The organism is Clostridium sp. (assembly GCF_036569345.1).
In the GTDB taxonomy this organism is placed as follows: Bacteria; Bacillota; Clostridia; order Clostridiales; family Clostridiaceae; genus Clostridium_AD.
The window spans coordinates 63,731-77,059 of sequence record NZ_DATCQT010000055.1; the positions used below are offsets into that span (position 1 = coordinate 63,731).

The 13,329-nt window shown below is 32.8% G+C and carries 11 protein-coding genes; 2 read left to right on the forward strand and 9 right to left on the reverse strand.

All coding sequences use genetic code 11. The features are described from left to right. Positions 1-19 precede the first annotated feature (19 nt). From VIM70_RS05455 to ptcA, 6 genes are all read right to left on the reverse strand, one after another. Positions 20-1,135: a HAMP domain-containing methyl-accepting chemotaxis protein gene (locus VIM70_RS05455; protein ID WP_331944723.1), complete on the reverse strand. Its 1,116-nt coding sequence runs from the start codon at positions 1,133-1,135 to the stop codon at positions 20-22. Then, entirely contained in the window at positions 1,116-1,706 is a 591-nt protein-coding gene (locus VIM70_RS05460) for a cache domain-containing protein (protein ID WP_331944724.1), read from the reverse strand. Before VIM70_RS05460 ends, VIM70_RS05455 begins: the two co-directional genes overlap by 20 nt. Before the next feature lies 1 nt (position 1,707). Then, positions 1,708-2,649 (reverse strand): carbamate kinase, encoded by a 942-nt coding sequence (gene arcC, locus VIM70_RS05465; RefSeq protein WP_331944725.1) that lies wholly within the window; start codon positions 2,647-2,649, stop codon positions 1,708-1,710. A gap of 104 nt (positions 2,650-2,753) precedes the next feature. Next, positions 2,754-3,869, reverse strand: coding sequence for an agmatine deiminase (gene aguA / locus VIM70_RS05470; RefSeq protein ID WP_331944726.1), 1,116 nt, complete (start codon positions 3,867-3,869; stop codon positions 2,754-2,756). Between the two features lie 17 nt (positions 3,870-3,886). Beyond that, complete coding sequence (locus VIM70_RS05475) at positions 3,887-5,287, reverse strand: APC family permease (protein WP_331944727.1); 1,401 nt, start codon at positions 5,285-5,287, stop codon at positions 3,887-3,889. A gap of 56 nt (positions 5,288-5,343) precedes the next feature. Continuing rightward, positions 5,344-6,360, reverse strand: a complete 1,017-nt coding sequence (gene ptcA, locus VIM70_RS05480; protein WP_331944728.1) for a putrescine carbamoyltransferase — start codon at positions 6,358-6,360, stop codon at positions 5,344-5,346. A gap of 308 nt (positions 6,361-6,668) precedes the next feature. Between ptcA and VIM70_RS05485 the strand changes: the two genes are divergently transcribed. Both VIM70_RS05485 and VIM70_RS05490 read left to right on the forward strand, forming a co-directional pair. Continuing rightward, on the forward strand, positions 6,669-7,445 hold the full coding sequence (locus tag VIM70_RS05485; protein WP_331944729.1) for a helix-turn-helix transcriptional regulator: 777 nt from the start codon (positions 6,669-6,671) through the stop codon (positions 7,443-7,445). A gap of 85 nt (positions 7,446-7,530) precedes the next feature. Further along, a complete protein-coding gene (locus VIM70_RS05490) occupies positions 7,531-8,409 on the forward strand; it encodes a DMT family transporter (RefSeq protein ID WP_331944730.1) in 879 nt (292 codons plus the stop codon). A 101-nt stretch (positions 8,410-8,510) separates the two neighbouring features. Here the strand turns inward: VIM70_RS05490 and VIM70_RS05495 are convergent, their stop codons facing one another. From VIM70_RS05495 to VIM70_RS05505, 3 genes are all read right to left on the reverse strand, one after another. Further along, entirely contained in the window at positions 8,511-10,097 is a 1,587-nt protein-coding gene (locus VIM70_RS05495; protein WP_331944731.1) for an MBL fold metallo-hydrolase, read from the reverse strand. 252 nt (positions 10,098-10,349) lie between these two features. Beyond that, a complete protein-coding gene (locus VIM70_RS05500) occupies positions 10,350-12,440 on the reverse strand; it encodes a methyl-accepting chemotaxis protein (RefSeq protein ID WP_331944732.1) in 2,091 nt (696 codons plus the stop codon). 168 nt (positions 12,441-12,608) lie between these two features. Continuing rightward, complete coding sequence (locus VIM70_RS05505; RefSeq protein WP_331944733.1) at positions 12,609-13,130, reverse strand: BtrH N-terminal domain-containing protein; 522 nt, start codon at positions 13,128-13,130, stop codon at positions 12,609-12,611. Positions 13,131-13,329 lie beyond the last annotated feature (199 nt).

Below are 13,329 nucleotides of genomic sequence, written 5' to 3' on the forward strand. Positions count from 1 at the left end.
TGATTTTACCTAATATTTATTAAATTTTAAATTTATTAATAATACTTTGTAGATCCTGTGCAATATCAGCTAAACCTTCACTAGCATTTGCTATTTCTTCCATACTAGCTGATTGCTGCTTTATTTCCGATGAAGCTACTTCAGTTCCCGCTGCGTTTTCTTCTGCTATGGCTGATAGATTCTGCATTATGTCTACAAGTTTATCTTTATTTTCATTCATTTTTTCTGATGATTCATTGATTTTTGCTATAACACTTTGAGTTACTTCTATAGAGATTGCTATTTTATCAAATTTTTCTTTTGTCTTGTTTACACTTTCTGATTGTAATTTTGATATTTCTTTAACTTGTTCCATTTTATTTACTGCATTTTGTGATTTTTCTTCTAATTCTTTTATAACTTTCTTTATTTCTTTTGTAAAGTTATTTGATTCTTCTGCTAGATTTCTAATTTCATCTGCTACTACTGCAAAACCTTTTCCATGCTCTCCTGCCCGAGCCGCTTCTATGGCTGCATTTAAAGCAAGTAGATTGGTTTGTTCTGCTATAGAATGAATCCTAGTACTTGCTTTTTCTATTTTTTCTGCACTTTGGTTGTTGCTTAATATAGTCTCATATATATCATTTGATGCTATATTATTTTGTTTTGTCTTTAGTACAAGGCCTTTTAATATAGTAAAACCTTCCTCTTTTTCTTTTTCTATATTTTTTACAACTTCATTTAATTCTTTTGTATATTTTTTATTTTCTTCTGATAAATCTCCCATCTCTTCTACATTAAAAGCTGCTGTTTCTGTATCCTGAGCTTGACTTATTGCCCCTGTAGCTATATTTTCTACAGTTTTTGCTATTTCCTTAGAAACTGTAACTGACTGTTCAGATGTTGCTGTCAGTTCTTCTGAAGTTGCTACTACTTGTTGTGCTGAATCTGAAGTTTTTACAATCAATTTTCGGATATTTTCCTCCATATCATTAAGTGAAACTGCCATTATTCCTATTTCATCTCTTTTATCTATATAGCTTAATAATTCTGATTTTTCATCAAATCGAAAATCTAAATTAGACTGTTTTTTTATAACTGATGTTAAAGTAATAATAGGCTTTACAAAAACACCACTAACAAATATTGCAAACATTATTCCAATAGATTTTAGAATTCTTAACCATTTCTGAAACTTTGTCTAATCCTATATCAATACCTGCTACACCTATGGTTTTACCATTTTCTTTTATAGGTGATACTATAGATATCACCATATTTCCTGTACCTTCATCTATGTATGGTTTTATAAAAAAGTCTTTTCCCTGATTTACTGCGTAGGTATACCAATCTTCTTTTCTATAATCATAACCATGCGGTGGTATCCATCCATCTGATGATATTAATGGATTTCCTTTTATTCCTACATAAAATAAATTGTTATACTTTTTATCAAGACCCTTTAAATAGGGTTGAACATAATTAAAACGATAATTTTTATTATGCTCAATTTCATAAACCAAATTATCTAATAAAATCACTTTTTCATTAAACAAATTATCTATACTTTGAGCTGAAGCTTTAGCCGAAATATCAACTGTCTTTTTTGAATAATCTAACACATTCTTTTTAGATAAATCATAACTAAAATACGAGCATATAAAAACACTTATTAAGCATAAGAAAATCATGGAAAATAACAATTTATATTTTATACTTTTAAACATTTTAACTCTCTTGTATTACAGTTCCGCTAAGACCTTGCATTGCCAATGGTGCATTTTCTAAAGATGCAATTATTGCCTTGCGATTTTTGCCGGACTTAGCAAATTGTATAGCTGCTTGTACTTTTGGTAACATACTGCCTGCAGCAAATTGACCTTCTATACAATACATTTCAGCCTGCTTAACTGTGAGTTTATCGAGATTTTGCTGGTTTGCTTTACCAAAGTTGATTGCAACTTTATCCACAGCAGTAAGAATGAACAGATATTCTGCACCAATTGCATCTGCAAGCTTTGCGGAAGCAAAGTCTTTATCAATTACTGCAGATACTCCATGATAAAAACCATTATCATCTTTAATAACTGGTATTCCACCACCACCACAGGCAATAACAATAAATTCATGATCAAGCAAATTCAAAATAGAATCTCGCTCAACGATTTCTACAGGTTTAGGTGATGCTACCATTTTTCTCCACCCTCTACCTGAATCCTCTGCATAAACTGCATCTGGATTTTCTTTTATTAATTGATTAACAGTAACCTCATCATAAAATGCACCGATAGGTTTGGTAGGGTTCAAAAATGCAGGATCATGTTCATCTACTTCAACCTGAGTAATAACCGTAGCTACATGCCACGGCATTCCTACTCTTGTCAATTCTTTTGCAATTCCCTTTTGTAAATGGTAGCCAATATAGCCTTGACTCATAGCAGTACATTCAGGTAATTGCATTTTTGCAATATTTTTTGTGTGTTGTGATGCAGAGTCAAATGCCAAATTAATCATACCAACCTGTGGTCCATTACCATGGCTTACAATGATTTCATTGCCCTGCTTAATTAATCCAATTAAAGATGGTACCGCATCATCAATCATGCGTTGTTGCTCTTCTGAGTTATTTCCTAAAGCATTACCACCCAATGCAATTACTATTCTAGACATATTGAATCCTCCTAAAAATATATTTTAATTCTTTTGAAATATATAGCGGGAATTCATGGTTTAATGTATCCCGCTACAATAAAAAAGCTCATTCTGAAGTTTTATTACTTTCCGCTAGGTTGTTGTTGAGTAATGCAGTGAATATTACCGCCGCCAAGAACAACCTCACGAGTTAACACGCCTACAACTTTACGATCAGGGAACATTCCCTGCAATTGTCCAAGCGCTATGGTGTCATTTTGATCGCCATACTGTGGTACAATAACGCCACCGTTAACAATAAGGAAATTCATGTAAGAACCAGGGCAAAGATCACCCTCTTCTCTTGGAAGAGTTCCTTCTACAACATCAACACCTTGAGTGTCTTCTAATGTAATGCGAACAGGGATTTGAGGTAGAATAAGTTTATAAACTTGAAGCTTTCTTCCCTTTGCATCAACGGTATTACATAGAAAGTCATAAGTATCATGTGCAATTTTGTAGAAAGGATCATTTTTATTATCAGTCCAAATGCAAGAAACTACACCTGGGCGTATATAACAGGCAACATCATCTATATGGCCATTAGTTTCATCTGGATCAATTCCTTCTTTTACCCAAATAATCTTTTCAACGTTCAAATACTCACGTAAATTTTCTTCAATTTGCTCTTTTGTCAACTCTGGGTTTCTTCCAGGGCTAAGCAGGCAAGACTCTGTAACAAGTAAAGTCCCTTCGCCATCTACATGAATGGACCCCCCCTCCATTACAAAATGATTAGGCTTATAGCGTATAGTCTTTTCAATTTCACATACCTTTGAAGCAACTAAGTCGTCTTGGTCCCATGGGAAGTACAGTCCATCATATAATCCGCCCCATGCGTTAAAGTTCCAATCAACAGCTCTCACGTCGCCTTTATCATTTACCACGAAAGTAGGACCACAGTCGCGAATCCATGCGTCATTGCTAGTCATTTCAACTACACGAATTTGCTCACAGTCAGCTAGCATAGCCGTAGCATTTTGAAATTGACATTGATTTGCACACATTGTAACTGGTTCAAACTGTGCAATCGCTCTAGCAACATTACTAAAAACCTGTTGAGCTGGTTTTGCTCCATTGCGCCAGTTATCTTGTCTATCTGGCCAAAGCATCCATATACCTGTATGCTTTTCATATTCTCCGGGCATTCTGTATCCATCTTTTTTAGGAGTAGAGATATCTTGATGTATAATTCTCATATTTTATCAACCCTTTCTTAATTTAAGTCTTTAGCTTCTTTTATTTTATCTATTGAACCTATTGTAGCTTTTTTTAATGACAAATGACATATAACTTCACCTACGAAAATTGCAATAATTACACCCACAGTAAGAGGTATTTTTGATGAAAGTTCATCTGCGGAAGTGTTTAACGGAACACATAACAGAATACTTGAAACAATGAGTAAAACCAATGGAGATATAGCAATTAGGCGTAATTTAAATTTTCCACCGGGAACCCTAAATGGTCTTTCTCTGTCTGGATCAATCTTACGTAGTTTCAAGAAAGCAGGAAAAACTGGAATATAGGACATCAAAAGGGTGACAACATTAAGTGCGAAGAAGCTCCAGAATAATTCCTCGCTTGGAAGAAATGGTGCGGCAACAATAAGAACAGTTGCAACAATACCATTCATAACGGCAGCACCAGTTGGCATACCAGTCTTTTTATTCTCATGTGCGAATACTTTTGGTAAGCTATTGTTTTTTGCTGCATAATCTGCTACATAGTTTACACCATAAGACCAAGATACCATGTTGCCAAACAAAGTAATCAAGAACAATATGCCTATGATAGCAACAAATATACCGCCACCTGGACCTACAAGAAGCTGAATACTGTCCATTAAACCATTGGAAGTGCTTATTTTATCGGCTGGAATTGCAACGCCGATACCAAAAGATGAAAAAATGTAAATAACTGCTATAGCAATCCCACCAGCAATGATAGCCTTTGGTATTTGTTTTTTCGGATTCTCCATGTCAGATGCGAAAGAAGTAATTACTTCAAATCCCATAAAATTAAAGAGAATAACGGAAATAAATGATAAACTCTTTAAGTCTAGTGAGGGAAGCATAGATTTAAGTGTGTACTCATTTGCCACTCCACGAGTTACAGCAACATAAATGCCTAAGCCACCCAGTACAAGGGCAATAAAGACTTTAATAAACGCTGACAGATTTAAGATCCATTTGCTGTCGCTAATACGAGAGAAACTTAATAAAACTACAATCCAGATAAATGCAAGTTCAATTAAAATACTCGGAAACACGCTCATTTTAGAACCGGTAATTAAGTCGATTGTGGATGGAAACATAACTGCTAGGGATGCCATCCAAAGAGGGAAGTTAACCCAATAGTACCATGCAACTCTTGAACCCCATTTTTCTCCATACGCTCTGCGAACCCAGTCATAAAGGCCCCCTTCGTCATCATAGGTTGTACCTAGTTCTGAAGCAATCAAACCGTAAGGGAGAAGAAACGCAATTATTAGAAAAATCCACCAGAAGAACTGTGAGTTACCGATTGAAGCCGCTGGTGCAGCAGCTTCTGCTACGAATACAACACATATAACAGACAAAATGGCATCAGACATTTTAAACTGTTTTTTTACCATAAAACACTCCTCCATTAATTAAATTTATTTAACCATACTATAATCTCGTCCTGTTCTTAGAGAATCCTTTCTGCCAAGAAGTTTTCAAGATTCAACTTTGCAGCGTTAGCTTTAAATTCATTAATAGGAGCTGGATTCAAGAAATAAACAAGTAAAGCTCTCATTGCTGTAAGTCTGTTTTCTGCTTCATCAAACACAATAGAAATATCAGAATCCATTACCTCACTTGTTACTTCCTCACCTCTTGAAGCAGGAAGACAATGCATGAACTTTGCACCTGGAGTTGCAAGAGCCATAAGCCCTTTATTTACTTGGTATTTTGGCATGAAAGCGTTTAATCTTTCTTCCTCTGAAAGTTCTGCCTCATATAAGCCATACCAAACATCTGCATAGACAAAATCAGCATTTTTTAAAGCTTCTTTTGGATCTTCTGTAATCAAGAAACTACCGCCCGACAATTTGCAGTTTGCATTTGCAATAGCAATATGTTTTTCATTTAACTGGAATCCCTTTGGCCCAAATTGTACAAAATTCATACCTAATTTAGTGCATAGGAAACATAGTGAAGCGCACACTTGTGTTGCATCGCCTACGAATACGACTGTGCAATCTTCAAGTTTTTTACCTATTGGAAGATGCTCGACCATAGTAATTGCATCGCCCATTTCTTGAGTTGGATGATTATAATCGGACATTCCATTGATAACTGGAATGGTTGCATTAGTTGCAAGATCAACAATTGTTTTGTGTCTTTCCACTCTAGCCATTAAAATATCAACTAATTTTGAAAGCACTCTAGCTGTATCTTCAATTGTTTCATGACCACCTAATTGAATTTGACCAGGAGCTAAATATTGTGCATGACCACCAAGTTGACCCATTGCAGTTTCAAAAGATACTCTAGTTCTAGTTGAAGACTGTTCAAAAATCATACCTAATGTTTTGTTTTTTAAAAGTTGAGGGTAGTACCCTTCTTTAATACATTTTTTAATTTTAAGACCTAAACTAATAATATCCAATAGTTCCTCTTTTGTGAAATCATTAGTGTCGACAAAGTTTTTAATTCTAGCCATCATAATCCCTCCAAGTAATATTTTTTACAAAAATAAAAAAAATTACAATTCATCTTTGTAAATTTATTGTAGTATTTTCATACAAAACTTACTATTACCCAAAGGCATTACATACAAAAGATAACCTTTACACTAATAATATCACCTAAATGGGTGATATTGGTACTAAAGATTATATTTTTGTTGAGTTTAAGAAACTGGGAATACTTCTACATATATAGTAATTGACAAATGGGTTGTATTTTAATAAAATATAGACATAGTTATTATTAGTTATTATTAGATATTTTTAGAAAGGATGAAGTATAATGACAGTATTAACACATAATGAATGGTGTCAGATCAACAGTATTATTACCAAAGTTTACAGCTGTAAGAATATTATAACGTTACGTGGGGATCTTCTAGCGGAAATCAGAAAGCTGGTTCCTTATCAAAAGGCTTTCTTTGATCTCGGTGATAACAAAGGAAGTAATAATATTTTTTTTGATCCTATTGCTGTGGATATGTCAGATACAAATTTAGATAACTACTACACTCACTTTGAGCCGTTAGATTATGCCTTATGGGTGCTTTCTCAAAACTCAGCAATTATCTACCGAGACACCGATTTGATACCGAATGGACTTCGTGAAAAATCATTATTTTGCAATGAGTGGCTAAAACCAATGGATGTTTTTTATTGTGGAGGCACAAGTATTGTTGAAAATGGTACTCTTTTTGGTTCGATTACCTTAATGAGAAGTAAAAATACAGGTGACTTCAGTGACCATGATCTAGAGGTATGTAGCATTTTAAACAGCCATCTTTGCAGGTGTTTTCGACAAACTTTTCCAAATGGAATTAGTTATAAATCATCTACATTAATTGAAAACGATATAATGAATAAATATAGATTGACACAACGTGAATATGAAATCCTACCGATGCTGAATGCTGGAATGCATAACAGCGAGATTAGTTCAAAGCTTTTCATCTCAGAAAATACAACAAAAAAACATGTGGCTCACATTTTTGAAAAGCTTAACGTTTCAAGCCGATCTCAATTGGTTAGGGTTGTATGCGAACAAAAAAATATTAAATAATACTTCAAGACAAGAGGCTTTTTTTGTTTTATCGTCCTTTCATTTTACAACTTACCTGATAAAATAAGGCAAAGGTCGTGAAGCAATGAAAAAGATAAACGGAATAATATATACTGTACTATCCTCAGCGGCTTTTGGAGTTATGCCGATTTTAGCAAAAGTAGCTTATCGTGGTGGTGCAAATGTATTAACAGTATTATTTCTTAGGTTCCTTTTAGCGGCTTTAATTATATTACCTTATATAATTATTAAAAAAAAGGATTTTAGAATAAACAAGAAAGGAATAATACATATTATTTTCTTGGCCATTATAGGATATATTGCTACAACTTATACACTATTCATATCCTATAATTATGTAACCGTGGGGTTAGCTACTACGCTTCATTTTGTTTACCCCGTAATAGTAACGGTCTTTGCAGTAATTTTGTACCAAGAAAAATTATATTTGAGTAAAATTTTAGCACTAGGTTTGTCTTTGCTGGGAATATATATGCTAGTTGGTAGTGGTGGTTCATTAAATTTTAAAGGGATATGTTTTGCTATTAGTTCAGGCTTTTTTTATGCATATTACATTATTGGAGTTTCACATAATAAAGTTAATAGTATTGATATTTTTGTTCTTAATTTTTATTTATCCTCTGCAGCTGCGCTAGGCGTTTTCATAATGGGAATGATTAGTGGAGGATTGGATTTTAATTTGAGACCTTATAGCTTTTTAGCTTCTGGTGGAATTGCTCTAGTATCTACAGTTTTAGCCCTTTCACTGTTTTTAAAGGGTATAAAAATTATAGGGCCATCGAATGCTGCTATACTAAGTACTTTAGAACCTATTGCGAGTATTGTACTTGGGGTTTTAATTTTAAGGGAACATCTATCCACTTCCATTGTAATTGGATGTGTTTTGATTTTGTTCTCAGTAATAATTCTTACATTGGGGCAAAAGGAGAAGTATAACATTTAGAAATAGATACACGAATTCCACTACGAAAAAACCAACTCCTTGATAATGGAGTTGGTTTTATATTTTTTACTTTTTTATAGAATGATTTTTATTTCATAATATTACTTGAATTCCTCTTCATCGTAAATTAAATCTTTTATAATATCGAGCAATTTCCCCTTATCTAGCGTTTCGATATTATTTATTTCTTTAATCTCCTTTATCAATTTGTTTCTTAGATTTTCATCAGCCTTATATACTTTATAATCTCTATTAGCACTATATGTCTTGTCAGTTTTATTAATTTTATTAACTTTTTCGTTTATATAGAATTCCTCTCCACTTTCAACAATTTTGGAGCTGTAGCCCTTAGAATCCAACAACTGTTTAAAACTATCCTGTGCCTCTTTATCTCCATGAACAAGCAGAATTTCCTTTGGTTTTTCCATAAATCCTTCTATCCAATTAAACAATCCGTTTCTATCAGCATGTCCTGATAATCCCTCAAGGTTATAAATATGAGCTTTTACAGCAATTGGTTCTCCAAATATCTTAACTATTTTTGCGCCTCCCACTATATTTCGCCCCAAGGTTCCTTCTGCTTGATATCCTACAAAAACAATTGATGATTCTTTTCTCCACAAATTGTACTTAAGATGATGTTTTATTCTACCTGCATCACACATACCACTTGCAGAAATAATTATTGCCTTGCTTTGAATTTTATTTATTTCCATTGAATCATTCGAAGTAACAGAGAATCTCAAACCATCGAATCTAAATGGATACTCTCCCCTCATTATAAGTTCCTTAGCTTCTTTGTCATAATCTTCATTATGGCTTTCAAAGATCTTTGTTGCTTGAATAGCTAAAGGACTATCAATATAAACTTGAATATCCTTCAAATCTTCATTTTCTACATATTTATTTAGTTCATATAAAATCTCCTGAGTCCTCCCCACTGCAAATGAAGGTATAATAACATTTCCCCCTCTCGCAAAGGTCTCCTTAATTATTTTTAATAACTCCTTTAAATCTTCCTTAATCTCAGGATGAACCCGGTTACCGTAAGTGGTCTCTATTATCAAGTAATCAGTATGATTAATAATGGTTGGATCTTTTATAATTGACTTGTTTATATTGCCTAAATCACCACTGTATACAAGTTTTACTTCTTCTTGATTTTTTTCAGTCATATATAATTCAACAATTGCCGAACCCAAAAGATGCCCTGCATCTCTAAATCTTATTTTTAACCCATCAAAAACATCTATCATCTCATCATAGGGAAATGCTCTAAAAAGTGAAAGAGACAGCTCAGCCAATTTAAATGTATATAATGGCTCTAAAGTTTTTAATCCTTGACGTTTTCTTTTTTTATTTTTCCACTCAACCTCAGATTCATGAATGTGACCACTGTCTGGAAGCATAATGCTGCATAAATCCATTGTTGCTTCAGTTGATAAAATCTCTCCCTTAAATCCCATCTTATAAAGTAGCGGTATTCTTCCACTATGATCTATATGGGCATGTGATAAAATCACATAATCTACCTCTTTAGGATTAAAATCAAATGTCTCATTTGCAAATACCTTTTCACCTTTACCCTGATACAAACCACAATCAAGCAAAACAGTCTTTCCGTTTATGTGTAAAATGTGACATGAACCTGTAACAGTTTTTGCTGCTCCATAGAATTGAATATTCATAATAATCCTCCTCTTCATCATGTGAATAGGTGCTTTATATACAGTTAAGGATCTTAGAACTACTTTCATTGGATAAGGGTGCTGCAGAATTACGCTAAATTTCGTCTAAATCTTTCAAAACATTCAGATATTTCTTTCTATTATAACAGAAATATGATAATATACATAGCTTGCCTTTAATTATTTTCTAAATACTTTCACAGCATTAAAAACCGACAAGACTTATAAAGTCCTATCGGTTTTTTATTTATTTTATAACTTAAATTTTTGAATTATATTATTTAGCTTCTCTGCTAATATTGCTTGATTTTCAGAAGCTTTTGATATTTCTTGGACTGCCATAACAGATTCATTAACACTTGCTAATATTTCCTCAGAGCTAGCAACTGATTCCTCAGCTGTAGCAGATATGTTTTCAATTGCATTTCTGATTTCTGATATAGTTTCATTTACTATACTCATTGAAGCTCCAATATCCGAGGATATCTTATTGGTTTCTACGGCATCTTCGCCGTATTGTTTACCTGTATCTACAAACAAATCATAATCAGGTTTAACCTTAGTATCAATAAAGTTCAATACCTCCTGAGCGTTTCTCGTAAGATTTTGGAATGCATTCTCAACTTTTTCAGTTACCTCCTTAATTTTTTTAACTGTAGCCTCTGACGCTTCAGCTAATTTTCTAACTTCATCAGCAACCACGGCAAAGCCTTTACCCTGTTCTCCTGCTCTTGCTGCTTCGATAGCTGCATTAAGTGCAAGAAGATTTGTCTGACTTGCTATATTTCCTATTTCCTCTGCCATTATCTTAACTTCACTAACAACCTTACCATCTTTAATTGCTTTTAATATACTTTCTTGCTTCTCCAAATATAATTTATTTGTGTTACTAGAGCTATTTTCAGCAGTTTTTCTAACTTGCTTGGCTTTTATTTCTATATTATTCGCAATCTCAGTTCCCTTATTTGCACGTCCAGTAACATTAGCCACATTCTCTGCAATACTTTCTGTAGTTGCATTTACTTCTTCTGTAGTTGCACTTAACTGTTCTGCACCTAAAGATACTTGCTTTACTGATTCATTAATAAGCTCCATTTTTGATGATATTTCTTCGGTTGTAGCAGAAATAGTATTTGAAGATTCTAATACCTCAGTTGAATTTTTTGTTAATTCTCCAACAATTTTTATTAATTCTTCCCTTAGTTTTATTAAACTGTTTCCCATAATACCTATTTCATCTTTGCTTGATATCATTTGGCTAATGTTAATGTCATTATAACTTAAATCTAGCTCAGCTAATTTACCAATAAAACCTGTTGCAACTTCTATTGGTCTAGATATTCTTCTGCCAATAATTAATGCAATAATTATAGAAAGTATAATTCCTAGGGTTATAATTAAAAGAATAATATATATTGAATCATTTAAGGCTTTAAATACTTCTGAACTAGGTACTTTAACACCCATAATTTGACCATTATTCAACGTATAAAAACCCATCATCTGCTTATGACCCTCAAAGTTTGTCTCGAGTACCATAGATTTTTTATTACTTAATTCATCTGTTATAAATTTATATTTTGCATTTTCTAAAGTGTCTAATTTATCCGTCGGTTTTTTGTCCGTAGAAACTACAAAACTGTAATCCTTATCTAGCAAAAATGCAGAACCTGTATCATATATCTTTGTATTTAAAATTATTTTTCTCAAACTTTCAAAGGAAATATCCATACCTGCAACTCCGACTAATTCATTATTAGCATACACAGGCATGGTATAAGAAATCATATTTACTTTACTAGCTGAGTCTATATAAGGTTTTGACCAAACCCCTTGTTTAGCTTTAATCGGGCTATAATACCAATCCATATCGGGATTACTTTCCTTAAAGTCGGCTAAATTTGCATTATCCCGAGTCATCCAACTTTGTTTTTTCTGCTCATCATATTTATAAGTTGCAGCATATGGTTTACCACTTCCTGTAAAGCTAGGTTCGAAATTTATATATAATCCTACAAGACCAGTATTGCTATCACCTAAACTCTTCATTAAAGGAATTAACTGACTTTCGTATGTACTCATATAACTGCTATCTTTAACCTTAGAAACTTTCATTGTCCCTAAAACTAGTCCAGATAACTCTTTTACAGTGTTTTCCACCTTTGTTGTCTGTACTGTGTATTCATTTCCTATACTAGAAGCTATGTTTAATAAGTTCTCTGTGGCTTCCTGCTTGATTATACTTGTGGATTTAACAATACTTGTAACTCCAACAAGTGCTGATACTAAAATTGAACAACTCACTATAGCAACTACTATTTTAGTGCTAATTTTCTTTTTCAAAAAAGTTACCTCCTTCATTTGTTTTTTGATATAATATGATAAAAAACAACAATCTATTATATATCGAGTTAATCTAAGAATTATTTATAGGTATCTCCAAAAAATTAATAAGAAGAAACTGTTTCCAGTTTCTTCTATGGTTAATTAATTGATCCTTTTATTTACTAATTAGAACCTAATATCAACTTTCTTATAACTTTCTTTCAGGAAATCTCTGTATAAATTTCTAAATAAAGCACCCCCAGTACCTCCTTTTTCCATCAACATTGCCGTTGTTTCAAAATCTCGTTCAATGTCCTTGCTATTTTTAAACCATTTTTTTATTTCTTCACTCGCTTTTAGCACTCCTTTATATCCGATATTTTTTATAGGTGGATTCAAATAATCTTTAGCATTATTTTTTATGGCAACAACTATTGATTTTTTTATGTCATAATTTTTATTAGTACTGTGTATTGTATAGCTTAGATTTTTCGAGGACATTGGACCTTTTTCTTTTCTTGCCAACTCAAGATTGTTAAGTTGAGTTTTAACTTTACTGCCCTGTTGTTTGGTATCCACTAAATAAGCAAAATTTTCATCATACCCATACATAGCCACATAATGTCCAGCGAAGTGTATTTTATTTGTGAAATAATCTAAATGATAACAATCAAGCTTGAGTCCAACAGGAATATTTTGTTGTTTCACAATGCTGACCTATAAATGGTTTGAAATTCTTAATTAAATTCATCGTAACATCTCCTTAATTATACCTAGTCTTTGCTTGAATTTATATATTGAAATATTATTATTCATTTTCATTCACAAATTCCAACTGAATATTAGGATTAGCCTTTAGTGTTGGCACTGATATTTCCGCAAAAACGCTATTTGGAATAATGTCATT

Bases quoted from the DNA above. Each gene is read 5' to 3' on its own strand.
- VIM70_RS05455 (WP_331944723.1), bottom strand. From the start codon at position 1,135: ATGTTTGCAATATTTGTTAGTGGTGTTTTTGTAAAGCCTATTATTACT.
- VIM70_RS05460 (WP_331944724.1), bottom strand. From the start codon at position 1,706: ATGTTTAAAAGTATAAAATATAAATTGTTATTTTCCATGATTTTCTTA.
- arcC (WP_331944725.1), bottom strand. From the start codon at position 2,649: ATGTCTAGAATAGTAATTGCATTGGGTGGTAATGCTTTAGGAAATAAC.
- aguA (WP_331944726.1), bottom strand. From the start codon at position 3,869: ATGAGAATTATACATCAAGATATCTCTACTCCTAAAAAAGATGGATAC.
- VIM70_RS05475 (WP_331944727.1), bottom strand. From the start codon at position 5,287: ATGGTAAAAAAACAGTTTAAAATGTCTGATGCCATTTTGTCTGTTATA.
- ptcA (WP_331944728.1), bottom strand. From the start codon at position 6,360: ATGGCTAGAATTAAAAACTTTGTCGACACTAATGATTTCACAAAAGAG.
- VIM70_RS05485 (WP_331944729.1), top strand. From the start codon at position 6,669: ATGACAGTATTAACACATAATGAATGGTGTCAGATCAACAGTATTATT.
- VIM70_RS05490 (WP_331944730.1), top strand. From the start codon at position 7,531: ATGAAAAAGATAAACGGAATAATATATACTGTACTATCCTCAGCGGCT.
- VIM70_RS05495 (WP_331944731.1), bottom strand. From the start codon at position 10,097: ATGAATATTCAATTCTATGGAGCAGCAAAAACTGTTACAGGTTCATGT.